We start from the raw sequence: 25,762 nt of genomic DNA, 5'->3' as shown, positions 1-25,762 counted from the left end.
GTAACACCCATGTCCGCCCACTGCCAACTGACCGGTGCCAAACCGGGCTTCGGCAACAAGATCTCCCACTCCCACCGGCGCACCTCGCGCCGCTTCGACCCGAACATCCAGCACAAGCGCTACCGGCTCCCCGGCGAGGGCCGCACTGTCCGCCTGACCCTGAGCGCCAAGGCGATCAAGACGGTGGACGTGATCGGCATCGAGGCGGCCGTGGCACGGATCCGGGCACGCGGGGGGAAGGTCTGATGGCGAAGAAGAGCAAGATCGCGCAGAACGAGAAGCGCAAGGAGATCGTCGAGCGGTACGCCGCCCGGCGGGCCGAGCTCAAGGAGATCATCCGCCGCCCCTCGTCGACCGGGGACGAACGCCGGGCCGCACTGGCGGAGCTGCGCCGGCAGCCGCGCAACGCCGGCGCCACCCGCGTACGCAACCGCGACAGTGTGGACGGCCGCCCCCGCGGCTACCTGCGCAAGTTCGGCCTCTCCAGGGTCCGCGCCCGGGAGCAGGCACACGCCGGCTTCCTGCCCGGGGTGACCAGGTCCTCCTGGTAACCGCTGCCCGCTGACACAAAGGCCACGGCCGCGCCCCGCCGCCGCGCATCGGCCGGCGTCTCGCGCCGCGCGGGGCCGACCGTGGCGGCGAAGACCGGTGCGGACAGGAGCAGGCGGCGGCTCGAACACGCTCGACCAAAGGGTTGTCCACGCTCTAGGCTGGGCGGTGCAGCTGGTTCGCCCTGCCCTCCAGGTAGACGCGTCGCAAGAGGGAACCTGGTGGGAATCCGGGACTGCCCCGCAGCGGTGAGTGGGAACGACCACCGTCATACGCACTGGATCCGACGTACCGGGTCTGGGAAGCGACGGCCAGTAGGTGTCTTCCGCAGGAAGGCGTGCCCGCGAGTCCGAAGACCTGCCCGTTGCCCGTGTACGAACCATTCGTGCGCGGAGATCCCGGTGACCTCGTGGGCGGGTCGGCGTACATATCAGGCGGATGACCGCGCTGTGCCGCGCGAGGTCGGGTCCGTCCGGTTCGTCACCCCTTCGCGCTCGCGTCCCGTCCCGGGATTCCAGGGAGATATCTCGCGAAGGAGATTTCCGTGACAACGAAGTCCGCAGCCGCGGCAGCACGGGCCACCGTGTACGGCTACCCCCGCCAGGGTCCGAACCGGGAACTCAAGAGGGCGATCGAGGCCTACTGGAAGGGCCGTGTCCCCGCCGACGCCCTCCGCTCCGCCGCCGCCGACCTGCGCGTCCGCAGCTGGCGGCAGCTCGCCGACGCCGGCATCACCGAGGTCCCGACCGGCGACTTCTCGTACTACGACCATGTCCTGGACACCACCGTCATGGTCGGTGCGATCCCCGCGCGCCACCGTGCCGCAGTGTCCGTCGATCCGCTGGACGGCTACTTCGCCATGGCCCGCGGCACTCAGGACGTCGCACCACTGGAGATGACCAAGTGGTTCGACACCAACTACCACTACCTGGTGCCCGAGCTGGGCCCGGACACGGTCTTCACGGCTGACTCGACCAAGCAGGTCGCCGAGTTGAAAGAAGCCCTCGCCCTCGGGCTGAGCGCCCGGCCGGTACTGGTCGGCCCGGTCACCTACCTGCTGCTCGCCAAGCCCGCCCCCGCCGTGCCCGCGGACTTCGAGCCGCTCACCCTGCTGGACCGGCTGCTCCCCGTGTACGCGGAAGTCCTCGCCGACCTGCGCGCGGCAGGCGCGGAGTGGGTGCAGTTGGACGAGCCCGCCCTGGTCCAGGACCGCACCCCGGCCGACCTGAACGCCGCCGCCCACGCCTACCGCGACCTCGGTGCCCGCACCGACCGGCCCAAGCTCCTGGTCGCCTCCTACTTCGACCGGCTCGGCGAGGCTCTGCCCGTCCTCGCCAAGGCGCCGGTCGACGGACTCGCCCTGGACTTCACCGATGCCGCAGCCGCCAACCTCGACGATCTCGCCGCCGTGGGCGGACTGTCCGGCAAGCGCCTGATCGCCGGTGTCGTCAATGGCCGCAACATCTGGATCAACGACCTGGCCAAGTCCCTCGCCACCCTCGGCACCCTGCTCGGACTGGCCGACCGGGTCGATGTGGCCGCCTCCTGCTCCCTCCTGCACGTCCCCCTCGACACGTCCGCCGAACGGGACATCGATCCGCAGATCCTGCGCTGGCTCGCCTTCGCCCGACAGAAGACCGCCGAGACCGTCACCCTCGCCAGGGGCCTGGCGCACGGGACCGACGCGATCGCGGGCGAGCTGGCCGCGAATCGCGCCGACCTCGCCTCCCGCTCGAACTCTCCCCTCACCCACGACCCGGCCGTCCGCATCCGCACCGCCGCCGTCACGGACACCGACACCCGCCGCTCCCAGCCGTACGCCGAGCGGGCCACCGCCCAGCGCTCCCACCTCGGCCTGCCGCTGCTGCCGACCACCACCATCGGCTCCTTCCCTCAGACCGGCGAACTGCGCACGGCCCGCGCCGACCTGCGCGCCGGACGCATCGACACAGCCGGTTACGAGGAGCGCATCCGCGCCGAGATCGACGAGGTCGTGTCCTTCCAGGAGGAGACCGGGATCGACGTCCTGGTGCACGGCGAGCCCGAGCGCAACGACATGGTGCAGTACTTCGCCGAACAGCTCACCGGTTACCTCGCCACCCAGCACGGCTGGGTGCAGTCCTACGGCACCCGGTACGTGCGTCCACCGATCCTCGCCGGGGACATCTCCCGCCCCGAGCCGATGACCGTACGCTGGACGGCATACGCCCAGTCCCTCACCTCACGCCCGGTCAAGGGCATGCTCACCGGCCCGGTCACCATGCTCGCCTGGTCCTTCGTCCGCGACGACCAGCCCCTCGGCGACACCGCACGCCAAGTCGCCCTGGCCCTGCGTGACGAGGTGAACGACCTCGAAGCGGGCGGCACTTCGGTGATCCAGGTGGACGAGCCGGCGCTGCGCGAGACCCTGCCGCTGCGGGCCGCCGACCGTCCGGCGTATCTGAGCTGGGCCACCGAGGCGTTCCGGCTCAGCACCAGCGGAGTACGGCCGGGCACGCAGATCCACACGCACATGTGCTACGCCGAGTTCGGCGACATCGTGCAGGCGATCGACGATCTCGACGCCGACGTCATCAGCCTGGAGGCCGCCCGCTCGCACATGCAGGTCGCCCGTGAACTGGCATCGCACGGCTATGCGCGCGAGGCCGGACCCGGCGTGTACGACATCCACTCCCCGCGCGTGCCCAGCGCGCGGGAAGCCGCTGATCTGCTGCGGGCCGGCCTCAAGGCCATCCCCGCCGAAAGGCTGTGGGTCAACCCCGACTGCGGGCTGAAGACCCGTGGCTGGCCCGAGACCCGCGCGTCCCTGGAGAACCTGGTCACCGCCGCCCGCGCGGTCCGCGAGGAACTCACCACGTCCTGACCGAAAGCCCGGTCGGCCGGGGGAGGAAGCACCCGCTTTCCTCCCCCGGCCCCAAGCCGCGGGCAGCCGGACAGCCCCGCTGGACCTTGTGGTCCCCAACTGGTCCCCAAGCGTGAGGCGAACGAGCCCCGCCGCAACGAACCATGAAGCACGACTACAGACCTCGCCCCATACGCTCCGAGACGGGTTGACGGCATCGCTCCTGTGGGCACGGGGTCGCACGGCACCTATGGCTCCTGAACCGAATACGCCCAACCCTCCGCGAGGGCAGGACACATTCGACTTACCCGCCCAATGGTTTTTTGCCGACGTGTCCGGAAGGTGTGAAGTCGGGTTCCGCTCACCTGTCTCTGTTCGGTAGAACGGCTTCAAGAAACACATCGAGACTTCGAAGGTCCGGCAGAACGGCATCGGCCCCCGCGCTCCTCAGTACGCTCTTGCCACTCCTCCCCGTCGCTACTGCGACGATGCGTACCCCGTTGGCGCCACCACCCGCTATGTCGGCCGGCGTATCGCCGATGAGTACTGCGTCAGCCGCTGGGCAGCCCGCTCGTTCGAGTGACAGCCGGACCAGGTCGGCACGGTCCTCTGCGTCCTCGCCGTACGCGCCGATGCTCCAGACGATGTGACGGTCGAGGCCAAAAACACTGAGCTTGATCTCTCCCGCCGACCGAATGTTGCCCGTGACCACGGTCTGGGTGACGCCTGCTGACGCGAGCGCGTCCAGTGCACCAGTCGCGCCGGGGAGAGCATGGCCACGTTCACGCAACTCGGCAGAGTGAGCGAGATGCTCCTCAGCGAGCGCCTGGGCGAATCGCTCAAATTCCGCCCGATCAGTCGTAAGACCGTGGAGCTTCGCGGTCTCCCGGAAGATGACTGGCTCGGTGATGCCGTCGATGGCCGCCTGCTCACGCATCGGTATGCCGGTCGTTCGCTCGAACGCGGCGGCGGACAGTTCCCGCCCCACGCCACGTGTCGAGATGAGCGTGTGATCAATATCCCACAGCACCAGCCGCGCCATCCGTCCTCCAACTGCTTGGGCTCGCTCGCTACAAGCTCTCACACGTTCGAGGGGGCACCATGTGGCCACCGTTCAAAACGAGCCCTACCCTGGCGTCACTGCTCAGCCATCGAAAGGGCGGGTATGGAGCCTCCACACACCCGGCTCGGCGATCGGGTCAAGCGCTACCGGAGAGCAACCGGCCGCAGTCAACCGGTCATCGCAGGGCTGTGCGGCATCTCCGAGCGCTATTTGTCCCTGATCGAGGGCAACAAGAAGGTACCTTCCGTCGACGTTCTGTCTCGTCTCGCTGCCGAGCTGGGAGTGCCGATCGGTGCCCTGCTCAACGACATCGTCACTACCGGGTCGACCGAGCCGACCGTGCCGAATGGAGCCGTGCCCGACGTCGCCCGTGCCCTCATCGGTTACGGCAGACCCATCAGCAAGAAAACACCGGCGGTACCAGTGGTTGATCTGCGCGAAAGAGTGGCGGTGTAAGCGGCGACGTCCTCGGCAACCTTGGTGCGGACGTCGCGTGCAATTTTCCTGCCGTCGGTGATTGTCGTCATGGTGGAGCCGCCTTTCTGCGAGGTTCCGGTCAGGCGACGACGATGGTGTGGTTGCCGTTGCGGATCACGCGGTCCTGGCTGAGACCCTCGCCGTTCGCGGCTGATGACAGCATTCTTACCGGCACCCCAACCAGGGACAGCCCCTCAAACGCACGAAACAGGCCGCCAGCCCGACGGCCGCGACCCTGCCCCGACGTGCTCGGCCCGCTATCGGGCGAGGGTGATACCGACCGGCGCGTTGGCGCAGCCGACGGCGATCGCCGCACACTCCCCGGAGAACCGGTGCCGGACAGCTCTGCCCGGGAACCCGCCGTGTGGGAGCGGCGGTGTCGGGGCAGCGGTCCCAGACGCGGACGCGGGGCCGGCGGGGCGGATCGGCTGATCCCGCCCGTGGGGCGAGCTGGACCCGCGGCCTCTGGGTCAGGGCATGGTGATGACGGTCTTGCCGCGGGAGTGGCCCGCCTCTACATGGCCCATGGCCTCGGCCGTCTCGGCCAGCGAGTGGGTCCGGCCGACCACGGGAGTGACCTTCCCGGCCTCGATGAGCGCGGTCACGGCGAGGAGATCTTCCCGGGCCGGACCACCCGGGGTCGCCGGGGCGATCGGACGCAGGGTGTGCCGGGTGACGGCGTTGACTGCGGCCACTCTCAGCATGGAGCCGATGGCCCCGAACACCCGGCCGGGCGAGCCGCCGCCGTTGGCCACCAGGATTCCGGTCGGGGTGAGCGCCCGGCGCAGCCGGCTCGGCGACAGATTCCCCACGTTGTCCAGGATCACGTCGTAGCGAGCCAGGCGCCCGGTGAAATCCCCGCGGGCGTAGTCGATGACGTGCGCGGCGCCCAGCGAGCGCACCATCTCGACACTGCCTGCGCTGCACACCCCGGTGACCTCCGCGTCCAGGGCCGCCGCGATCTGTACGGCGAAGGTGCCCACACCACCGCCCGCCCCGTTGACCAGCACCCGCTGCCCCGCCGCGACCTGGCCCACCGTCCGGATGCCGCGCAGGGCGGTCACCGCTCCCATCGGCACGGCCGCCGCCTGCTCGAAGGAGAGACGCTCGGGCTTGCGGACCAGCAACTCCGCCTCCGCACAAGCGTATTCGGCGAAAGCTCCCGTACAGAAGCCCAGCACCGGGGTCCCGGGCCTGAGCCCTCCCGCATCGGCGCCGACCGCCTCCACCACCCCGGCCGCGTCGATGCCGGCCACGCGGTGCTTCGGACGCCTCAGCCCCATACCGCCCAGCAGCCGCGCCGCGTACGGATCGCCGCGCATCATGTGCCAGTCGTACGGGTTGAGCGCGGCGGCGCGCACCCGGACCAGCACCTGGCCGCCCCCGGGCCGAGGCCGGTCGACGTCCCGTAGCCGCAGCACGTCCGGCGGCCCGAACCGCTCCTGGAGCACTGCCTTCATCCCCTGCCCCCGTATCCTCTGGTTCCGTCATGAACAGCGCATGTCCGGCGTACGGATGAGGGCAACGTAGGCGTGCGCGGTGGAGCCGTCAATGGCCACCGGCCGCGTCTTCCGAGCCAGGAATTCTGTTCGGACGCACGCGGTGGGCGGCCCATGGAAAACCCGTCAGGCGGCTCCGGCGTGGAGAACCCGCCCGGCGGGGCTGCGGGTATGGAGCCGGGCGGCCGGTGCGGTCGGCGCCGCTCCGCCACGGAGCACGGCCGGGGCCGCGAACCAGCTGCCCGGGGAGCCACCACGACCGCGCCGAACTGCGCGAACAGACCGATCGCGATCGGGATCCCGACCCCGATCGCGCCCATGGAGGGCTGCCGTTCGACGACGCGGAGCTCGCTCGACGACCTGGCCGGGGATGCCGGACATGCTCGTGAAGCACGTGGACGACCAGACCGCTTCCGCCGGTTGATCTCACGGAGAGGATCGGCTTGGCGGAGACACATCCGCAGAAGGGAGGACAGCCGACAGCCCGGATCGACCGGCACGACCCGCCCCTGACGACCATCGGCATGGACACCGCCGAAGAACCGCGGCGCCGTCGCTCCGGGCGCCTGGTGGAGATCCGCTGATCGAGAGCGAGTTGACCTCAAGGTCACTTGAGGTTCTAGGTTCCTTCCATGAGTATGGAGAGCACAGCCTGGACGCAGTTGCAGAACGTCATGAACGCCCGGCCCGAGCGTCGGCCCTTCGCCCGTGCCACCCTCCGCGGAATCGCCGGTTTCGCCCGGCCGCACCGCCGCCGCATCATCCAGTTCGTCCTGCTCGGTGTCGCCACCGCGCTGCTCGCGGTGGCGACACCCGTCCTCGCGGGCCGTGTCGTCGACGCGATCGTGTCCGGCGGTGACCAACGGCTCGTGGTCCGGCTCGCGTTGCTGATCGCGTTCATCGCCGTCGTCGAAGCGGGTCTGGGCCTTCTCGGCCGCCGGCTCTCCGCCACCCTCGGTGAGGGGCTGATCCTGGATCTGCGGATCGCGGTCTTCGACCACGTCCAGCGCATGCCTGTCGCCTTCTTCACCCGTACCCGTACCGGCGCCCTGGTCAGCCGGCTCAACAACGATGTGATCGGCGCGCAGCGCGCCTTCAGCAACACGCTCTCCGGTGTCGTCAGCAATGTGGTGACGCTGCTGCTGACCCTCGCCGTCATGCTCACGCTCTCCTGGCAGATCACGCTCCTCGCGCTCATCCTGCTGCCCGTGTTCGTGGTGCCCGCGCGCCGGATGGGCACCCGTATGGCGAGGCTCCAGCGGGAGGCCGCCGACCTCAACGCGGCGATGGGCAACCGGATGACCGAGCGGTTCTCGGCACCGGGCGCCACCCTGATCAAGCTGTTCGGGCGGCCCGACGACGAGTCCGCCGAGTTCGCGGCGCGGGCCCGCAGGGTGCGGGACATCGGGGTCCGTACGGCCATGGCGCAGTCCACGTTCATCACCGCCCTGACCCTCGTCTCCGCGCTGGCCCTGGCACTCGTCTACGGGCTCGGCGGCTCCTACGCCCTGCGCGGCAGCCTCGACCCCGGCGCCGTGGTCGCGCTCTCCCTGCTTCTGGTCCGCCTGTACGCGCCGCTGACCGCGCTCGCCGGCGCGCGTGTCGAGGTGATGAGCGCCCTCGTCAGCTTCGAGCGGGTCTTCGAAGTCCTCGGCCTCCAGCCCCTCATCGCGGAGCGGCCCGACGCGCGGCGGGTTCCCGACGGGCCGGTCTCCGTCGAGTTCGACTCCGTACACTTCGGCTACCCCTCCGCCGACAAGGTCTCCCTCGCCTCGCTGGAAGAGGTCGCCTCGCTCGACACCCGCAGCGGCGCCGAGGTGCTGCACGGGATCTCGTTCCGCGCCGAGCCCGGCCGGACGGTCGCCCTCGTGGGCTCGTCCGGCGCGGGCAAGTCGACCATCGCGCAACTCCTCCCGCGCCTGTACGACACCGACGCGGGCGCCGTCCGTATCGGCGGTGTCGACGTACGCGACCTGTCCGCCGATTCACTCCGCGCCACGCTCGGCATGGTCACCCAGGACGGTCATCTCTTCCACGAGTCCGTACGCGCCAACCTGCTGCTCGCCCGGCCCGGGGCCACCGACGACGAGCTGTGGGACGTGCTGCGCCGGGCCCGCCTCGACGGTCTCGTCCGGTCGCTGCCCGATGGGCTCGCGACCGTCGTCGGTGAGCGCGGCTACCGGCTCTCCGGCGGCGAACGCCAGCGCATGACCATCGCCCGGCTGCTGCTCGCCCGCCAGCGTGTCGTGATCCTCGACGAGGCGACCGCGCATCTCGACAACACCTCCGAGGCGGCGGTCCAGGCGGCGCTCGCCGAGGCTCTGGAAGGCCGTACCGCCGTCGTGATCGCGCACCGGCTCTCCACCGTACGGGCCGCCGATCTGATCCTCGTGGTCGAGGACGGCCGGATCGTGGAACGGGGCACACACGAAGAACTTCTCGCCGCGGAGGGACGGTACGCGGAGCTGTACCGCACGCAGTTCGAGCACGGCTCGGCCGGCGACGGCGCACACACCCGGAACCACGAGAAGACGGAGCCTCATGACCTTCCGCCCCGCACGGACCTCGGCGGAGACCCTGCGGACATCGCGGCCGCGGCAGGATAGGCACGCCGCCGCACAGCCGGCCCCGTGGGGCGGCACCCCGTTGTGCACGACCTCGTCGGCACGGCAACGACACTCCGAAGCGCGGGTACACCGTGCCCGCAATACTCGCCCCCGTTTCCCGAGACCGCACCCGGCCGTGTTCCTGGACCCGCGAGTGCCTTCACGCCCGCATGGTCCGGCCGGGCCGCGCCTACCGGGCAGGCCGGGAACGAGGCAAGCCCCGGTGGGTTCCCGCCGATGCGGACGCCCGAGACCTCGCCGACAGCGCTCGCCCCGCGCTGCGCTACGACGTACCGGGCGTGGACGACCGGCCCACCCGAACAGCCCTGGCGCGCCTTCAATCGCTCTACACCACGGCCCTGGAGCACAGCGACCAGCCGGTGATCGACCTGGTCACCAGCCTCCGGCCCACTCCGTAATCAGGAGACACCTCGCCCGGGAGCAGCAGCGTCGGCACGATACGCACAGGAGATCCGGCAACTGGGCGGCCCGCAGGCGGACCGCCCAGAGCGTGGACTTCCAGGACCTGTCCGGCGGATCATGTGACCAGTCGCCGTTGTCTGGTTGGGGGCGGGGCCTTCGTTCCTGTTGAACCATCACGCAGAGGCTGCGCCGACGCAGAACTCGTTACCCTCCGGGTCGGCCATCAGGACATGGTGTCCGTCGAACTTCTCCAGGATGGTCCCGTCGGCTCGCACCAGGCGTTCGGACTCCGCCTTGATCCGTGCCCATCGTTCGTCAGGACTGCCGTGCCCTGGCACTCGGACGTCGATGTGGAGCCGGTTCTTCGCTGTCTTGGGCTCGGGGACCTTGAGGATGCAGAGGCGCGGGCCGACGCCGTCGGGATCACAGAGCCATGCGCCGTCGTCCACGGAGTCGTTCTCTGGCAGGTCGAACTGCGCGAACCACTCCTCGCGTGTCTTGAAGGGAGCAGGCGGTGGCTCGTCGACATAGCCAAGGGCCGTCTTCCAGAAGACGGCAAGAGCCTGCGCGTCCGCAGCATCAAGCGTCAGGTCGATTCTGGTTGTCATGGAGGGACCGTACTGCGCACCTCTGACAGTCGAGGCACAACTCTCTTGTCGTATCTCGTGGCCACGGCCCGGGAGTTCTTGAGGCCGTTAATCGTCCGCTCGACTTCGTTCCTTCTTCTGTAGGTCGTCTTGTCGAAGCCGGTGGGCCGACCGCCCTTGCTGCCGCGTCGTTGACGGTTGGCCCGCTGGCTTTTCGGTTCTGGGATGGTGTGCAATCTGGCGTCTGCGCAAGGTAGCGGCGGTTACGGCGGGAGGAGTACGCCTTGTCGCCGCCAAGTTGGCCGGGGCGGGTGCGGGGCCGGCCGCCATTGAGTCGGGCTACCCGGATCCGTTCCATGACGGGGACGAACAGCGGGGCATCTCTCCACTGGCCTGGTGTGATCAGGAACGCGAGTGGTCCGCGCCCGCCTTCCCCGGCGAGGTGGATCCTGCTGGTCAGGCCGCCCCGGGAGCGCCCGAGTCCCTCGTCAGGGCGGTGCTGCCGGGGCGTGGCGTCTTCCCCCGGAATCCGCGGGCGTCTCTTGCGGGCTCCGGCGGCGTGCTGGTGGGCCCGGCAAGAGGTGGAGTCCACACTCACCATCGACCAGTCGATGCGGCCCTCCGCGTCGGCGTCGGCCAGGACGGACGCGAAAACTCCGTCCCAGGTGCCGTCCCGCCGACCAGCGTCTGTGCCGCTCGTACGCGGTCTTCCAGTCACCGAAACGCGCGGGCAGGTCCCGCCAGGGCACCCCCGTGCGCTGCCGGTACAGGATCCCGTTGAACCCCGACAAAGTTTGAGACAATCGTTCGATTTCGCGGCCCGACCTGCCTGACAGACGCTGTCACTCACTCCCAGACTCCGCTGGTGTATCAGGGTGCTTGTCCAGATAGGCATTGATGAACTCCACCCCAAAGGCGTGTGTGTCCGCGGAGACGCCGGAAGGCGACTCGCCAAACCACAGCACGGTCTCCGGGTTGCGTTTGGCTTCATCGAGCCACTTACGGAGTCTGTCGAGTCGTCCTCCGCTCAGCTGGACCGCAGCTTGATGCACGCGTTCACGTTCCGGGCCTGCATAGAGGTCCAGGAGTGACAGGGCACTCACAGCCTCGTCATACGAAAAGGTGGTGTCGCAGAGCCGACGTGTTGCAGGTGACACGGCCATGCCCGTCATCCTGACCACCGTTAACGCAGTCGGCAACGACCAAGTCCGTGCGGAGGGTTAAACGACAAGCTCGCCGAAGAAGCGAGCTGATGTCACAGCTTCAGGTCTCTCCTCAGCCGCCGTGGTGGGTGCCTCGCAGGCCGCACTCGAAACGGCTGCGTCGTCGACGGCGGGGCAAGGGCGCGACGCGTTCGTGGCATCGCGGAGCCCGGGGCGTACGATCCGCCCTTGGCGAAAGAGGAGAGACCCGAGGTACCCGACCGTCTGATACATCTCCAGCGCACGTCGAACGCCGCGCGCCGGGAGGCGTACACCCCGGAGAGCTGGCGGCCGTGGCGGGACGCAGCAGACGAGGTGCACGTGGCCGTGACCGCGCACGCGGCGGAGGCCGGGGTTCGCGGTACGAACTGGAGATGGAGACGAAGCGAGTCACACGTAGACGACGCGGACGACGGTCACCGCCAGGACGTCCTGGCTGACGTAGTAGCGGATGACCGTACCGGCGACCACGGCCTGGCGCCGGTCGTCGTCCTTGTCGATCGGCGCGGAATCCAGACCGTACGGGGCGGTGGCCAGCCGCTGCATCCCGGCGTCGAAGGCGGCCCGGAGCGCGGGCGGCATGGTGTGGCGGGCCTGGTCGGCGGGCGGGGCGTACTGGAGGCGGTAGCAGCGGCTCACGCCACCTCCGAGCCGGGGGCGGCCGCCTCGGTCGCGCCGATGTCCTCGCCGCGGGCGAGGTCCTCGAAGAGAACCTCGCCCTCCTCGGCGCCGGTGCCGGCCGGCGCCCAACGCACGAGGGCGGCGGGGAGCTGCTCGATCTCGCTCCGCTTCCAGGTGCCGTCACGCTGCCAGCGCCGGAACAGACATCAAGACGGTGGCGACCACTCGGGACTGGCTGTAGACGCATCGTCAAGACGTTTGGACTCTCGGATAAAGACATTCTTCCGACAGTGCGGCAATATCGATTCCGCCATCACTCCCACGGTGGCATTAATTCTCGTTCGCGTCTCGATGCTACGAGGTTAGGAATCATCATGAGGTTTCGCACCATAGCTTCAACCGCAGCACTGGCCATGTCAGTTGGTCTCGTTCCGATTTTGGCAACGCCAGCCTCGGCCGCCACTATTACCGCAAGCGGTTCTTGCAGGGCGCCGGACGGCGGGTCGGAAGGAAGCTGGACCGGCACCTTTTCGAGCCTGTGGATGATCAGAGGGATATCCCTGAGGGTGTATGACACGAAGGCCGACGGGCATCACGTCGGAATCCGCTTGATCACCTATGACCACCGCGGCGTGAAGAAGTACTGGCCGTGGCACAAGGTCTACGACGGGAATGGGCACGGTAAAATCTGGAATACCAGTGCACAGGACGACTTGCAGATCATCTACGCCAAAGTGCAGGTTGCCACTATCGAAGGGACAACAGTGCTGAGCAGCTGTGAGACCCCCACCGCCACCAACCCCGACCTCTAATATTCCAGTCACTCTTCTCCATTTGCCCTGGCCACAGGGCCTTCTGGGAGTCTAATGAGCTGACATCTGGGCGGCGGCCACCGGGACGATGCCGGTCTGCACAGGGCGGGCGGCAGGACGCGACGGACCTTCACCGCCCGTACCCGTTCGTTGGCCGCGGCGATCAGCTTCGGCGCGCTCCAGCGCAGCCTGGTCCCGTCCGCCGGGGGTCGGGGGCGACGTCCGGACGCCGGGCGTACGTATCGAACGCCACGGCCCGGACATGGCCGACGAGTTCGGGTATGGCCGCGGCGAGGATGACGTCGAAGTGGGCGAGGACGCTGCCGCCGGCGGCCTGGCGGGTCGTCCCTCCCGCTGTCCCGGGCCGGGCGGCGGGAGGGACGGCTGCCTGTTTACTCTGCGGACAGGTCGGGAAGTGCTGGGCGGTGTCCGTGGTGTTGCAGGGGCGGGAGACAACGACGTTGCGTGCGCGGTCGGCGGGTGAGGCAGTGGTCGCTCGCGGCGGCGCTGCCGCGCGGTGAGCCGGCTGGGCGGGCGGTGGCGAGGTCCAGGACGTGAAGGGGTCCGGCCGGTGGTGCGGCGGGGGCTGTATCCGGGCTGGCTCATCAGCAGCCCTCCTCGCTCACGACGGTGTCGCGCAGGTCGGTGGCGCCGCCGGTGCCGCCTGCGCATGGTCAAGGGTGCCCGCAAGCAATGCAGTTCGTACATTCCCGCCCACACCTGAGAAACAGCGGGCCACGTCTCGACCTCTGTCGCCTAGCCATTCCTCCGGCCGTCGGCTGCCGCCGCCTCACCGTCCTGTACAACCGGTTCACCGGTCCGGATCACGAAGTAATCACAGCCTGCCACTGCGTCAATCTCCGCTGAGAGAGAATAGCGAATGGAGAATCATGGAGAAGGTTAGATCTGCGTCTATCGCGCTTGCCGCTATGTCGGCTATCGCCGCTTCCGCCCTCAGTGCTTCTCCGGCTGCTGCCGTCGGTGGGTGTCCGTCAGGAAAGGCATGTCTTTACTCCGGGAAGGACTTCACGAGCCTTAGGGCGACCACCGCGAGCACGAACGCTTGCTACTGGCTTTCAGATTACGGATTTACTCCCGGCGGCGTCGGTGTGCGCTCCTGGGTCAACAACTTGCCGGTAAAGATCACCCTTTGGGAGACATCTGATCTGAACAACTGGTACTCAAGAAAGACGTTGGGGCCAGGTGCATTTAGCAGCGACACGAATGTAGCTGTCGATCCTCACTGGTATTCCTACTCAGACGTGTTCTGCATGGGGTCGGCAAAGCCATATTAGAGGACCATCCTTGCTGCAGCCCTCACGAGAGTAGAGTTGTGACATCTCGGTCCCGGTGGGTGCATGGCCAGTGGCGCGAGCCGTTCGACGGCCAGCGTGAGCTCCGCCAGCCCCGCCGAGCCGAGGCCGTCTGATCGGCTTCAGAAATCGTCTCGATTGGTGATCAATCAACGCTCCGTCACGCTGGAACGGGATGTCGGTGGACAATCCGCGTGCACCGGTTGATCAGGTTGGGGAAACTGAGCTGATGAGCTCTGCAGCCTTCCGGACAGCGCAGGAACAGGCCCTTCGGCATGTCGCGGAACTGGCGTCGGGACCTCCGATGGACCCGGCATTGCGGGTGACCCTCAACTTTCACCCGGACCGTCTGCTGCGCGGCAAGCCGATCCTGGATGCTATGGCCGAAGGCGGCGTCTACCACTCGCAGTTCGTCACGGGAACCAGCAACGGCGGCCTGACCGCGCATCCAGGCGGCGACCGGTGGCGCTGGGAGAGCCGGATCTTCGACGGTGCGTACGACAAAGCGGCCGCCCATGAGCGGCCCGTCTACGGAGCATTGAACTTCCGCCGCAAGCCGGTCGGAGGGGCGCCGCGGTTCGGCTCGGCCCACTTCCGGCTGACGGCCCAGACACTGACGCGCAGCACGTTCTGCTACCCGGACAGTTACCTCGAACCGTCAGATTTCGGTGTCGCGGTCCGCATGGGGCTTATCGAGCTTGCTTGCGCCGATCGTCAGGACGAGCTTGATGACTACATCGAGGCGCAGGTGCACGCGTCGGTCCAGCTGCAATGCGATATGGAGGCGTTGGTGCTGGACCCCTGTTACCGAGGCACGACGGTCGAGGACGCGGCTCTGCGTCTCGACTGCCCGGTGGAGTGGCACCCCGGCTTCCGACTCGGGGTTGAGGAACTCCGACGTCACCCCGGCTATCGCGGCCCGGAATACGTCGACTTGGGCGCGCGGATCGCGGTCGACGGCATGCTCGATCCTCGGATCGTCGGAGACGCCGCACGTGCCGGCCTCTACGACCCCCAGGCGGTTAAGAAGGTGTGGCACTACCTGGCGCGATTCGGGTCTCCCTGGAAGGCCACGGAGAGATCGGTGACCCCGGCAGTGATGGAGGGGGCTGTACTCGATGGCCTTCATTGAGAGGCTGGTGCCGGAGGGACTGTGGGAATTGTTCCGTGCTGTGAGACCGCAGGTCCCCACAAGGCCGCAAGGCGGCGGCCGTCGACGGGTTGATGATCGCGCGGCACTCGCCGCGATTATCTTTGTCGCCACGTCGGAGTGTACCTGGCGGCAGTTGCCGCCCGTCTTCGGCGCCTCGCGGCAGACGGTCCACCGGCGGTTCTCCGAGTGGACCGCGGCGCGGGTGTGGGCGAAGCTCCACCACCTGGTGCTGGACTAGCTCGGCGCCCGCGGGGAGCTGGACTGGTCGCGGTGCGCGATCGACTCCGTGAACATGCGAGCCCTCAAAGGGGGGAGCTGACAGGTCCGAATTCTGTCGATCACGGCAAGAAAGGGTCGAAGATCCACTTGCTCACGGAGCGGACGGGTCTGCCCCTCTCCATCGGCATCTCCGCCGCCAACACCCATGACAGCCAGGGTCTCGAACCCCTCGTCCGGGGCATACCGCCCATCCGCTCCCGCCATGGGGCGCGACGCAGCCGTCCGGCCAAACTGCACGGCGACAAGGGCTACGACTACGACCGCCTGCGGGCATGGCTCCGTTCTCGGAACATCACGCCGCGCATCGCGCGCAGGGGCATCGAATCCTCCCAGCGTCTCGGTCGTCGCCGCTGGACCGTGGAGCGGACGGTGGCCTGGCTGTCCGGGTGCCGTCGTCTGCACCGCCGCTACGAACGCAAGGCCGAGCACTACTGGCATACAGCTAAACGAACACCCGCCCGCCCCAGGCACAGTGCCCGTGGCATTAGCACCCCTGGGGAGAATCTGGGGAGTATCCGAAGGCTTGGGGAGCGCGTGGGGAGAATCGGCTACATAACGCAGCACGAAACTGAAAGACAGTGAAAGACACATACACGCAGGTCAGGAGCCCTTAGGATCACAAATTAGCAGGTCAGCGCTACCAGGTGGACAACTTCATGACGAAGTCTACGAGCGCCTCCGGAGCGTTCCCCGGTACCGGGACGGGCTCCCTGCACTGGTGCGACTTCAACATCGACAGCAGCACCGGCAGATACTCATCACCATCGGTAACACCGAGCCGCCCACTCCATCTCTGCCCGGACCCGCATCCGCGCTTTCCGGGTTCCTTCGGAATTGGCCGATAACCAGGTGCCCTGCATCTGTCCGATGCGGGTTGTCCTGAGAACGCGGCGGGTTACAGCAGGTGATCGCCGGTTGGGGTAACCGGTGAAGGTTCGGAGACTTGAAGGGTGAGTTACCCCCGCGCACCCCCTCCGGAACTTCTCCTGCTGTCACCTGCCTCTCTACTTCCAGGACTCCATGCCCACCCGCTCCACACCGCCCGACACAACCATCCGCACCTCACCCGACCGGCAACTGTCCGACATCTGGTACTCGACCGCGGAACTCGACCGCCTCCTTCATGTCGCCCCCTCCGCCGCTGGCGCACCATGCACCCCCGTCGAGGCCCCCCGTACGTCCCCGTGAGCGGGCGCCTCGTCCTCTACAGCGCCCGCGACGTGAAGACCTGGCTCGCCGAGCGCCGGGTCATCCCCGGTCCGGTGGCCTGATGCCCTACACCGAGTCCGTCCCGCTCGGTGTGCGCGTGTCCAGCGACATCGAGCACCGACCCGACCGCTCCTCCCTCTACCGTGCCCGCGTCCGCTGGTTCGGCCCCGTCTCCAGACGCCGCAAGTCCCTCTCCGAAGGCAAAGACACGCTGGACCTGGCCGAAGAGTGGATCTCCGGCATCCGGCAGGCCGCACAGGCAGGTATCGCGCCGAACGTGGCCACCATGTCCCTGGTCGCGGCGGCGAAGACGACGACGTCGCCCCACCCCCGCACCCGGCGGACTCACCGACAAGAACACCAAAGGAAAACAAGCCCGCCAGGTCCCCCTCATCGAAGAAATACGCCCCCTCGTCGCCGAACGCGTCCTCGCCGCCGGGCCCAACCCCGAAGCCCGGCTCTTCACCGGACCCCGCGGCGGACGCATCTCCACCGCCGTACTGCGCGACGCCACCCACGGGACGAAGTGGTCACCTCACTCGGCCACGAACACCTGCGCCGCCACGACCTCCGCCACACCGGACTCACCTGGTTCGCCGACGCCGGCGTCCCCGCCCACGTCCTCCGCAAAATCGCCGGACACGGCTCCCTCCTCACCACCCAGCGCTACCTCCACCCCGACATGACCCAGATCACCAACGCAGGCCACGCCCTCACCGCACACCTCAACCCCGTCCGCACACCCCTCACCGTCGCCGTCCAGCCGGCAGCAGGACGCCGCCGCTAGACCCCGTGGTCCCCAAGTGGTCCCCAAGAACGACGAAAAGGCGGCACCGGATTTCTCCGATACCGCCTGCGACCTGCGAATACACAAGTCGGGACGACAGGATTTGAACCTGCGACCCCTTGACCCCCAGTCAAGTGCGCTACCAAGCTGCGCCACGTCCCGATGCCCGTCTGACCTGGGGTTTCCCCGGCCCGATCGCGCATGAGAACAATACCGCACTCGGGCCGGTGGTCACGAATCGCTTTCCGGGCGGACCGGACGGGGGCGTCTTGACCTCAAGCGCGCTTGACGTTGCACCGTGGCTCGTATGACGACGACAGAGACGACCCGCGCGACCAGCACGGAAGGCACCGACGGCACGGACGGGGCGCTCACCGGCTCGGCGCAGGAGCTGAACCGGCTCATGGCCCTGATGACCGGCGACGAGAAGCACGGGCCCGCCGCGACCTCCACCCTGGACGCCCTGTGGGTGCTCTACGACCGGGTGCTGCGCGTGACGCCGGGGAGCGCCGACGACGCCGGGCGGGACAGGTTCCTGCTCTCCAAGGGGCACGGGCCGATGGCGTACTACGCGGTCCTCGCGGCGAAGGGGTTCCTCGCCGAGGAGCTACTGCCCGGCTTCGGCTCGTACGGCTCACCGCTCGGCCACCACCCCGACCGGACCCTGCTGCCGGGGGTCGAGATCGGCAGCGGCTCCCTGGGGCACGGGCTGCCGCTCGCCGTGGGCAGCGTGCTCGGGCTGCGGGCGCGGGGGCTCACGGAGCCGCGCGTGTGGGTACTGATCGGCGACGCGGAGCTGGACGAGGGCAGCAACCACGAGGCGCTCGCCTTCGCCGGTCCCGCCGGGCTCGAACAGCTCCACACCCTCGTGATCGACAACAGCTCCGCGACCCACGGCTGGCCCGGCGGTATCGCCTCCCGGTTCGAGGCGGCCGGCTGGTCGGCCGAGACCGTCGACGGCCGCGACCACGAGGCGCTCTACGCCGCCTTCACCGCGCCGCACGCCGGGCGGCCCCGCGCCGTCGTGGCCCGGGTCGAGCCCAAGGACTGACCACGGCCCCCATCGCCCCCGTACGGCGCACCGGACACGAGAACCGAGAGAGGTACAGCTCCATGGACACCATGCGTGACCGTTTCATCTCCACCGCCTCCCGGCTGCTGGACGAGGACCCGCGTCTCGCGGTCGTCCTCGCCGAGATCAGCGGCGACGGCTTCACGGCGGCGCAGCGCCGCCATCCGGACCGGGTGATCAATGTCGGTATCCGCGAGCAGCTCCTGGTCGGTGTGGGCGGCGGGCTCGCGCTCGCCGGGCTGCGCCCCCTCGTGCACACCTTCGCCAGCTTCCTGATCGAGCGCCCCTTCGAGCAGGTCAAGCTGGACTTCGGCCACCAGGGAGTGGGCGGGGTGCTGGTGAGCGCCGGGGCGTCGTACGACTTCCCCTCGGGCGGCTTCACCCATATGGCGCCCGGGGATGTCGCCCTGCTGGACACGCTCGACGGCTGGACGGTGCACGTGCCCGGCCACCCCGACGAGGCCGAGGCCCTGCTGCGGCATGCCGCAGCAGGGGACGACCGGGTCTACGTACGGCTGTCGCTCCAGAGCAACAGCCGGGCGCGCGAGGTGGCCGGAACCGGCTTCAGCACCGTACGCGAGGGAAGGGGCGGCGTCGTGGTCGCCGTCGGGCCCTTGCTGGACAACGTGCTGGCGGCGACGGAGGGCCTCGACGTGACGGTGCTGTACGCCGCGACCGTGCGCCCCTTCGACGGCGCGGCGCTGCGCCGGGCGGTGGCGGGCGCGGACCGGGCCGATGTGGTGATCGTGGAGCCGTATCTCGCCGGGACCTCCACGGCCGCCGCCAACGACGCGCTGGAGGCGGCCCCGCACCGGGTGCTGGGGCTCGGGGTGGCCCGCCGTGAGCTGCGCCGTTACGGATCGCTGGACGAGCATGTCGCGGCGCACGGGCTGGACCCGGCCGCGCTGCGCGGGCGCGTCTCGGCGTTCCTGGCGCGCTGACCTCTCCGGCGGGAGATCCTGGAGTCCGCACGGGGCCGCCGCGGCGCGGCCGAGACGTCCGGAGCACCGAGGGAGCCCGCCATGACCGTGACCCCGACCACCGCGAGCGCGGAACTGCTCGTCGACGCCTTCGGCCGTATCCGGGAGACGGTCCACGACGCGGTCGACGGGCTCTCCCCCGACGAGCTGGAGGTGCGGATCGACGACGGGGCCAACTCCATCGCCTGGCTCGTCTGGCACCTCACCCGGATCCAGGACGACCACGTCGCGGATGCCGCCGGTACGGAGCAGGTGTGGACGGCGCAGGGCTGGTACGGGCGGTTCGGGCTGCCGTTCCGGCCGGACGCCACCGGTTACGGGCACTCCGCCAAGGACGTGGCGAGGCTCGGCGGGGTCACGGCCGAGCTGCTGTCCGAGTACCACGACGCCGTCCATGACCGGACCGTCGCGTATCTCGGCACGCTGGCGGACGCGGATCTCGGGCGGATCGTCGACGAGGCGTGGACCCCGGCCGTCACCCTGGGGGTGCGGCTGGTCAGCGTCATCTCCGACGATCTCCAGCACGCCGGCCAGGCGGCCTTCGTCCGGGGCTGGCTGGAGCGGCCCTGAGCCGGTCAGCCGGCCGGTCCCCCGGCGGGAGATGACACGGCTCCGTGATGTTCCGACATGTGTCCCGTGATGTTTCGACGAGGAATTGTCGTCTTCTGTTGGACGCGTAGCCGATCAACGGCGAGGCTGGGGAGGGACCGGCAGCACGTCCCCAGCAGGAAAGGTGTGCCCCCCACCATGAAGACTCGCCGCATCGGAACCGTCGACGTCAGCGCGATCGGGCTCGGCGGTATGCCCATGTCCATCGAGGGCCGGCCCGACGAGGCCCGCTCCCTCGCGACTCTGCACGCCGCGCTGGACGCCGGTGTGACACTGATCGACACGGCCGACGCCTACCACCTGCTCGCCACCGACGTCGGCCACAACGAGACCCTGATCGCCAAGGCGCTCGCCTCCCACCCGCGCGGGCCGGAGGTTCTCGTGGCCACGAAGGGCGGCCATCTGCGCCCCGGTGACGGTTCGTGGACGGTGGACGGCTCCCCCGAGCACCTGAGGCGCGCCTGCGAGGCGTCGCTGGGACGGCTCGGGGTGGAGTCGATCGGGCTGTACCAGTTCCACCGCCCGGACCCGAAGGTGCCGTACGAGGAGTCGATCGGCGCCCTGCGTGATCTGCTCGACGAGGGCAAGATACGGCAGGCGGGCATCTCCAACGCGAACCCGGCACAGATCCGTTCGGCGAACGAGATCCTCGGCGGGCGGCTGGTCTCCGTACAGAACCAGTTCTCGCCCGCATTCCGTTCCAGCGAGCCGGAGCTGGAACTCTGCGCGGAGCTGGGGATCGCGTTCCTGCCCTGGAGCCCGTTCGGCGGCATCAAGAACGCGGGTGAACTCGGCTCCTCGTACGCCCCGTTCGCCCGGATCGCGGAGGCGCACGGGGTCAGCCCGCAGCGGGTCTGCCTGGCCTGGATGCTGGCCAAGTCGCCCACGGTGGTGCCGATCCCCGGCTCCAGCCGGCCCGGGACGATCGTCGACTCGGTGGCGGCGGCGGAGCTCGTCCTCACCCCCGCCGAGGTGGCGGAGCTGGACGCCGCCTGACGGTGGCGGAGCCGGACGCCGCCTGACGGTGGCGGGACGGGGCCGGGCGGCGCCGTACGCCCGCGGCGGCGCCCGGGCCGTCCCGGCACCCCTGTCGCAGAAGGCCCTTCCGACCCATTGCCTCTCCGTGATACGGGGACCTACGCTGTGCGACGTACTCCTGAAAGCGCTTTCTAACCCGTCGGCCCCACCAGCACCGGGAGCGCCTATGAGAGCCAAGTCGCCCTTTCTCGTGATCATCGCGTTGCTCGCGCTCGTCCTCGGTGCCGGGGTGGCCGCCCCGCCCCCGGCCGAGGCGGCGCCGTTCCGCGTTCTGGTCTTCTCCAAGGTCACCAACTTCGAGCACGACTCGATTCCCGCCGGTATCAAGGCTGTTGAGCGACTCGGCAGCGAGAACGGCTTCGACGTGGAGGCCACGTCCGACGCCGCCGCCTTCACCGAGGAGAATCTGTCCCGCTTCCAGGCGATCGTCTTCAACAACACCAACTCCACACCGGAAAGCGGAGATCTGCTCGACGCCGCCCAACGCACCGCCCTCCAGGGGTTCGTGCGCGGGGGCGGCGGCTGGGTCGGGCTGCACTCCGCGTCCGCCAGCGAGCGCGACTGGAGTTGGTACGAGGGGCTGGTCGGCGCGGTCTTCGACAAGCACCCGGCCGTCCAGACGGGCCGCGTGAAGGTACTCGACCGTACGCACCCCTCCACCCGTGACCTTCCGCAGCTCTGGGAGCGTACGGAGGAGTGGTACAACTGGCGCACCAACCCGACGGGGAAGGTGCACACCCTCGCCCAGATCAAGGTGAACGACGGGATCGACGGCCTGGACGAGGGCGTCGACCATCCGTGGTCCTGGTGCCAGAACTACGACGGCGGACGCTCCTGGTTCACCGCCGGCGGGCATGACGCGGCCTCGTTCGAGGAGGACGCCTTCCTCTCGCATCTGCTCGGCGGCATCCAGTGGGCTGCGGGCAACAAGCCCGGCGACTGCACCGCCAACCGTACGAGCGCCTACCAGCGCACCCCGCTGGTCACCAGCGACCTCGCCGACCCCTTCGAGCTCGCCGTGGCCCCCGACCGCCGGGTCTTCTTCATCGAGCGCACCGGCAAGCTCAAGGTGATCGACCAGGAATCGCTCCAGGTCTCGACCGCGCTGGACTTCGCGTACACGCCGGAGATGACGAGCCAGTCCGACGGACTCCTCGGCCTCGCACTCGACCCGGACTTCACGACGAACCAATGGCTCTATCTGCTGAACTCCGACAAGAACGAGAAACAGATCAACCTGTCGCGCTTCACGGTCACGGGCGACACCGTCGATCCCGCCTCCGAGAAACGCCTGCTCACGTTCCCGACGCTGCGCGGCGAGGGCCGGGCGAACTCGCACATGGCCGGGTCGATCGCCTTCGACAAGAACGGCGACCTGTACGTCGCGACCGGCGACAACACCGATCCGTTCGCCTCCGACGGCTTCACCCCGATCGACGAGCGCGCGGGGCGCCGCGCCTGGGACGCCCAGGGGACGGCCGGCAACACCAACGACCTGCGCGGCAAGGTCCTGCGGATCACACCGCGGGACGACGGAACGTACACCGTTCCCGAGGGCAATCTCTTCGCCCCCGGTACGGAGCTCACCCGTCCCGAGATCTACGCGATGGGCCTGCGCAACCCGTTCCGCATCACCACCGACCCGCGGAGCGGTGCGGTGCTGGTGGGCGACTACGGGCCCGACGCACGCGCCGCCGTCGCCGACCGGGGGCCCGAGGGCACGGTCGAGTACAACCGGATCACCAAGGCCGGGAACTACGGCTGGCCGTACTGCGTCGGCGCCAACACCCCGTTCAACGACTACGACTTCGCGACCGGCACCCCGGGTGCGAAGTTCGACTGCGCGAACCTGGTCAACGACTCGCCGAACAACACCGGACTGCGCGAACTGCCGCCCGCCGCACCGGCGACGGTCTGGTACGCCTACTCGGCCTCGGCCGACTTCCCCGAACTGGGCACGGGCGGCGGGGCGCCGATGAGCGGCCCGGTCTACGACTACGACCCGGACAACACCTACCCGTCCAAGTTCCCCGAGTACTTCGAGGGGAAGTGGCTGGTCTACGAGCTGACCCGGACCTGGTTCAAGACCTTCTCGTTCCAGGAGAAGGACCAGACGTTCACCGATCCGCGGTTCCCGCCGGTGAAGGCCGGTGACCTCCAGTCGATCAACGGCGTGTTCGGCGACATGAAGTGGAACCAGCCCTTCGACGCGGACTTCGGACCCGACGGCGCTCTGTACGTCATCGACTTCGGGCTCGGCAGCGGCACGGGCCGCGGCGGCAGCAACGAGGGCTCCGGCATCTACCGGATCGACCATGTCGGGGACGACCGGCTGCCCGAGGCCAAGACCACGGCGGCACCGGACACCGGGGCCGCGCCGCTCACGGTCGCGTTCTCCAGCGCGGGCTCCGGACTGCCCGACGGTCAACCGGTCCGCTACGCCTGGGACTTCGACGGTGACGGGACCACCGACTCGACGGAGCCCAACCCGTCCCATGTCTACCGGGAGAAGGGCCGGTTCACCGCCCGGCTCACCGTCACCGGACCGACCGGGCTGACCGGGCTCTCGGTCCAGGAGATCACCGTCGGCAACACACGTCCGGTGGTGACGATCCAACAGCCCCCGGACGGCGGGATCTTCCGCTTCGGGGACACCATCCCGTTCACCGTGAAGGTGAAGGACCGGGAGGACGGGAAGACCGGCCCGGGCGGCAGGATCGACTGCTCACGGGTGGTCGTCCAGTCCCAGCTCGGCCACGACAGCCACCTCCACCCGCTGGACAACTACAGCGGCTGCACGGGGGAGATCGTCACCGACGCCGGGGACAGTCACGGCCCCGGGCAGAACCTGTACTACGGGATCACCGCGCGCTACGAGGACAAGGGCGGCGCGGGCGGCGTGCCCGCCCTGACCGGCTCGGCCTCGCTGACCCTGCGCACCGCCTTCCGCGAGGCGGAGCACCGCACGTCGACCGGCGGCGCGCACGGCGGGGCGGAGACCGTGGACCGGGCCGACTCCTCCGGCGGCAAGCGGCTCGGTGAGATCGAGGACGGCGACTGGATCGCCTTCGACCCGGTATCGCTGAAGGGCATCAATTCGGTGACGGTCGGGGCCTCCTCGGGCGGCATCGGCGGGGACATCGAGTTCCGCGCGGACTCCCCCACCGGCCCGCTGCTGGGCAAGGTGACCATCCCCGTCACCGGCGGCTACGGCAATATCGTCTCCCCCACCACCGATCTCGTCGACCCCGGGCGCACGGTGAAGCTGTACGCCGTCTTCACCAACCCCGCCTGGACCGCGCAGGGTCCGGATCTGCTCGCGGTGGACTGGCTGCACTTCAACGGCACCGGTGTCGAGAAGAAACCGGCCACGAAGGTGACGGTCGGGGCGACGGCGGACGGCTCGACGCCGCGCGCCTTCCAACTCACCGCGAAGGTAAAGCCGTTGGCCGGGCGCACCATCGCCTCGTACCACTGGGACTACGGCGACAACACCAAGCCGGCCGGTCCGGAGGGCCCGAGCGCGACGCACACGTACGCCCGGGCGGGCGCGTACACGGCGCGGCTGACCGTCACCGACGACCGGGGCGACACGACGACGGGCGCGGTCCGTGTCGACGCACGCTGAGAGGGGAGTGGGATGAGCCACGAGAGCCACGGAAGCCGCGCGAGCGATGAAAACCATGGGAGCCATGGGAGCCGTATAAGCCTCAACGGCGCCATCGGCAGGGCGGTCACCGGCAGACGGGCGTTCCTCGGCGCGGCGGCGGGGACGGCCGTCGCGCTGAGCGGCGCGGGGAGCGCGAGCGCCACCGGACCCGGGCGGCGGCACCGGCGGATCCCGCCGTCCGCGATCGGCATGCATCTGTACACCATGCGCACCCCGCTGGCCTCGGACTTCGGCGGCACACTGGAGCGCCTGGCCCGGATCGGCTACGCGACGGTCGGGGTCAGCGGCCGGCACGGACACAGCGCGGCGGCCATCCGCGCGATGCTGGACGCCACCGGGCTGCGGGCGGTGCTCGAACACGTCGCCTACCCCACGGTCACCGGCAGCGGCCTGCCGCAGGCGATCGAGGACGTCCGGATGCTCGGCGGCCGGTGGATCGTGGTGCCGAGCCTGCCCACCACGATGCACTCGCCGGCCGGATACCGCGAGGCGGCACGGCAGTTCAACGCGGCGGGGCTGCTCGCGCGCCGCGCCGGGCTCCGGGTGCTCTTCCACAACCACGACGGCGACCACGCCACCGTCGACGGGGAGAGCCTGTACGGCATCCTGCTCAAGGAGACCGATCCGGAGCTGGTGGGTTTCGAGCTGGACCTGTACTGGGCGTCGAAGGGCGGTGACGATCCACGCCGGCTGTTCGTGACCCACCCCGGCCGGTTCCCCGCGCTGCACGTCAAGGACATGACGCCGGAGGGCGGGTTCGAGGACGTCGGCTCCGGTGTGCTGGACTTCCCGGCGATGTTCGACACGGCGCGGTCCGGGGGCGTACGGCAGTGGCTGGTGGAGCACGACACACCGGCCGACCCGTTCCTGACGGCGCTGCGCAGCTACCGGTATCTGGCGCGGCTGCGCTACTGAGCCGCGTACGGGTGAGCCGCGCGCCGGTCGGGGCGCGCGGCTCACCCGTGCGGGGG

22 protein-coding genes, 1 tRNA gene, 2 pseudogenes and 1 riboswitch are annotated in these 25,762 nt (G+C 69.2%); of the genes and pseudogenes, 18 read left to right on the top strand and 7 right to left on the bottom strand.

All coding sequences use genetic code 11. The features are described 5' to 3' along the window. Positions 1 to 9: 9 nt before the first annotated feature. The 3 genes from rpmB to metE all read left to right on the top strand — a co-directional run bounded on the left by rpmB (position 10) and on the right by metE (position 3,412). The gene (gene rpmB, locus ACFXKG_RS01275) at positions 10 to 246 is read left to right on the top strand and encodes a 50S ribosomal protein L28 (RefSeq protein ID WP_384830380.1); all 237 of its coding nucleotides are present in this window, start codon (positions 10 to 12) and stop codon (positions 244 to 246) included. After that, the gene (gene rpsN, locus ACFXKG_RS01270; protein WP_384830377.1) at positions 246 to 551 is read left to right on the top strand and encodes a 30S ribosomal protein S14; all 306 of its coding nucleotides are present in this window, start codon (positions 246 to 248) and stop codon (positions 549 to 551) included. Before rpmB ends, rpsN begins: the two co-directional genes overlap by 1 nt. A gap of 174 nt (positions 552 to 725) precedes the next feature. After that, positions 726 to 929, top strand: a riboswitch (cobalamin riboswitch). A gap of 164 nt (positions 930 to 1,093) precedes the next feature. Then, complete coding sequence (gene metE, locus ACFXKG_RS01265; RefSeq protein ID WP_384830374.1) at positions 1,094 to 3,412, top strand: 5-methyltetrahydropteroyltriglutamate--homocysteine S-methyltransferase; 2,319 nt, start codon at positions 1,094 to 1,096, stop codon at positions 3,410 to 3,412. Positions 3,413 to 3,752: 340 nt separating this feature from the next. On the opposite strand, the gene ACFXKG_RS01260 is transcribed toward metE, so the two are convergent. Continuing rightward, positions 3,753 to 4,433, bottom strand: a complete 681-nt coding sequence (locus ACFXKG_RS01260) for an HAD family hydrolase (protein ID WP_384830372.1) — start codon at positions 4,431 to 4,433, stop codon at positions 3,753 to 3,755. 123 nt (positions 4,434 to 4,556) lie between these two features. Between ACFXKG_RS01260 and ACFXKG_RS01255 the strand changes: the two genes are divergently transcribed. Continuing rightward, positions 4,557 to 4,910 (top strand): helix-turn-helix domain-containing protein, encoded by a 354-nt coding sequence (locus tag ACFXKG_RS01255; RefSeq protein ID WP_384830369.1) that lies wholly within the window; start codon positions 4,557 to 4,559, stop codon positions 4,908 to 4,910. 491 nt (positions 4,911 to 5,401) lie between these two features. On the opposite strand, the gene ACFXKG_RS01250 is transcribed toward ACFXKG_RS01255, so the two are convergent. Beyond that, a complete protein-coding gene (locus ACFXKG_RS01250; RefSeq protein ID WP_384830366.1) occupies positions 5,402 to 6,391 on the bottom strand; it encodes an NAD(P)-dependent alcohol dehydrogenase in 990 nt (329 codons plus the stop codon). A gap of 482 nt (positions 6,392 to 6,873) precedes the next feature. Between ACFXKG_RS01250 and ACFXKG_RS01245 the strand changes: the two genes are divergently transcribed. The 3 genes from ACFXKG_RS01245 (at position 6,874) to ACFXKG_RS01235 (ending at position 9,455) form a co-directional block, all read left to right on the top strand. Continuing rightward, positions 6,874 to 7,014 carry a hypothetical protein gene (locus tag ACFXKG_RS01245; protein WP_384830364.1) on the top strand — a complete coding sequence of 47 codons (141 nt, stop codon included), beginning with the start codon at positions 6,874 to 6,876 and terminating at the stop codon, positions 7,012 to 7,014. Between the two features lie 54 nt (positions 7,015 to 7,068). After that, positions 7,069 to 9,036, top strand: a complete 1,968-nt coding sequence (locus ACFXKG_RS01240; RefSeq protein WP_384831720.1) for an ABC transporter ATP-binding protein — start codon at positions 7,069 to 7,071, stop codon at positions 9,034 to 9,036. 170 nt (positions 9,037 to 9,206) lie between these two features. Beyond that, positions 9,207 to 9,455, top strand: coding sequence for a hypothetical protein (locus tag ACFXKG_RS01235; protein WP_384830361.1), 249 nt, complete (start codon positions 9,207 to 9,209; stop codon positions 9,453 to 9,455). 177 nt (positions 9,456 to 9,632) lie between these two features. On the opposite strand, the gene ACFXKG_RS01230 is transcribed toward ACFXKG_RS01235, so the two are convergent. The 4 genes and pseudogenes from ACFXKG_RS01230 to ACFXKG_RS01215 all read right to left on the bottom strand — a co-directional run bounded on the left by ACFXKG_RS01230 (position 9,633) and on the right by ACFXKG_RS01215 (position 11,887). After that, positions 9,633 to 10,067, bottom strand: coding sequence for a VOC family protein (locus ACFXKG_RS01230; RefSeq protein WP_384830358.1), 435 nt, complete (start codon positions 10,065 to 10,067; stop codon positions 9,633 to 9,635). Continuing rightward, a pseudogene (locus ACFXKG_RS01225) lies at positions 10,064 to 10,882 on the bottom strand (IS5 family transposase). The gene ACFXKG_RS01230 and the pseudogene ACFXKG_RS01225 overlap by 4 nt, the downstream one beginning before the upstream one ends. A 6-nt stretch (positions 10,883 to 10,888) precedes the next feature. Then, a complete protein-coding gene (locus ACFXKG_RS01220) occupies positions 10,889 to 11,218 on the bottom strand; it encodes a hypothetical protein (protein WP_384830355.1) in 330 nt (109 codons plus the stop codon). A gap of 420 nt (positions 11,219 to 11,638) precedes the next feature. Continuing rightward, positions 11,639 to 11,887, bottom strand: a complete 249-nt coding sequence (locus ACFXKG_RS01215) for a hypothetical protein (RefSeq protein ID WP_384830352.1) — start codon at positions 11,885 to 11,887, stop codon at positions 11,639 to 11,641. A 356-nt stretch (positions 11,888 to 12,243) separates the two neighbouring features. On the opposite strand from ACFXKG_RS01215, the gene ACFXKG_RS01210 reads away from it, so the two are divergent. The 5 genes and pseudogenes from ACFXKG_RS01210 (at position 12,244) to ACFXKG_RS01190 (ending at position 17,422) form a co-directional block, all read left to right on the top strand. After that, on the top strand, positions 12,244 to 12,681 hold the full coding sequence (locus tag ACFXKG_RS01210; protein ID WP_384830349.1) for a hypothetical protein: 438 nt from the start codon (positions 12,244 to 12,246) through the stop codon (positions 12,679 to 12,681). An 890-nt stretch (positions 12,682 to 13,571) separates the two neighbouring features. Further along, positions 13,572 to 13,976: a peptidase inhibitor family I36 protein gene (locus ACFXKG_RS01205; RefSeq protein WP_384830346.1), complete on the top strand. Its 405-nt coding sequence runs from the start codon at positions 13,572 to 13,574 to the stop codon at positions 13,974 to 13,976. Between the two features lie 322 nt (positions 13,977 to 14,298). Further along, entirely contained in the window at positions 14,299 to 15,126 is an 828-nt protein-coding gene (locus ACFXKG_RS01200; protein WP_384831717.1) for a DUF3626 domain-containing protein, read from the top strand. Further along, positions 15,113 to 15,858: pseudogene (locus ACFXKG_RS01195) on the top strand (IS5 family transposase); the annotation flags it as partial. The gene ACFXKG_RS01200 and the pseudogene ACFXKG_RS01195, both read left to right, overlap by 14 nt. A gap of 1,303 nt (positions 15,859 to 17,161) precedes the next feature. Then, complete coding sequence (locus ACFXKG_RS01190; RefSeq protein ID WP_384830343.1) at positions 17,162 to 17,422, top strand: tyrosine-type recombinase/integrase; 261 nt, start codon at positions 17,162 to 17,164, stop codon at positions 17,420 to 17,422. 88 nt (positions 17,423 to 17,510) lie between these two features. Here the strand turns inward: ACFXKG_RS01190 and ACFXKG_RS01185 are convergent. After that, positions 17,511 to 17,584, bottom strand: a tRNA-Pro gene (locus ACFXKG_RS01185). Between the two features lie 241 nt (positions 17,585 to 17,825). Here ACFXKG_RS01185 and ACFXKG_RS01180 point away from each other — a divergent pair. The 6 genes from ACFXKG_RS01180 (at position 17,826) to ACFXKG_RS01155 (ending at position 25,706) form a co-directional block, all read left to right on the top strand. Next, positions 17,826 to 18,473 carry a transketolase gene (locus ACFXKG_RS01180; protein WP_384831714.1) on the top strand — a complete coding sequence of 216 codons (648 nt, stop codon included), beginning with the start codon at positions 17,826 to 17,828 and terminating at the stop codon, positions 18,471 to 18,473. A 62-nt stretch (positions 18,474 to 18,535) separates the two neighbouring features. Further along, positions 18,536 to 19,435, top strand: coding sequence for a transketolase (locus ACFXKG_RS01175; protein WP_384830340.1), 900 nt, complete (start codon positions 18,536 to 18,538; stop codon positions 19,433 to 19,435). Between the two features lie 81 nt (positions 19,436 to 19,516). Further along, on the top strand, positions 19,517 to 20,044 hold the full coding sequence (locus ACFXKG_RS01170; RefSeq protein WP_384830338.1) for a DUF664 domain-containing protein: 528 nt from the start codon (positions 19,517 to 19,519) through the stop codon (positions 20,042 to 20,044). A gap of 177 nt (positions 20,045 to 20,221) precedes the next feature. After that, the gene (locus tag ACFXKG_RS01165; protein ID WP_384830335.1) at positions 20,222 to 21,079 is read left to right on the top strand and encodes an aldo/keto reductase; all 858 of its coding nucleotides are present in this window, start codon (positions 20,222 to 20,224) and stop codon (positions 21,077 to 21,079) included. Between the two features lie 208 nt (positions 21,080 to 21,287). Next, a complete protein-coding gene (locus tag ACFXKG_RS01160) occupies positions 21,288 to 24,749 on the top strand; it encodes a ThuA domain-containing protein (protein WP_384830331.1) in 3,462 nt (1,153 codons plus the stop codon). A gap of 231 nt (positions 24,750 to 24,980) precedes the next feature. Next, positions 24,981 to 25,706, top strand: a complete 726-nt coding sequence (locus ACFXKG_RS01155) for a sugar phosphate isomerase/epimerase family protein (protein WP_384831711.1) — start codon at positions 24,981 to 24,983, stop codon at positions 25,704 to 25,706. Positions 25,707 to 25,762: the final 56 nt, after the last annotated feature.

Origin of the sequence: Streptomyces sp. NPDC059255 (assembly GCF_042752355.1) — a bacterium.
GTDB lineage: Bacteria > Actinomycetota > Actinomycetes > Streptomycetales > Streptomycetaceae > Streptomyces.
This window is presented reverse-complemented; position numbering and strand designations above follow the sequence as displayed.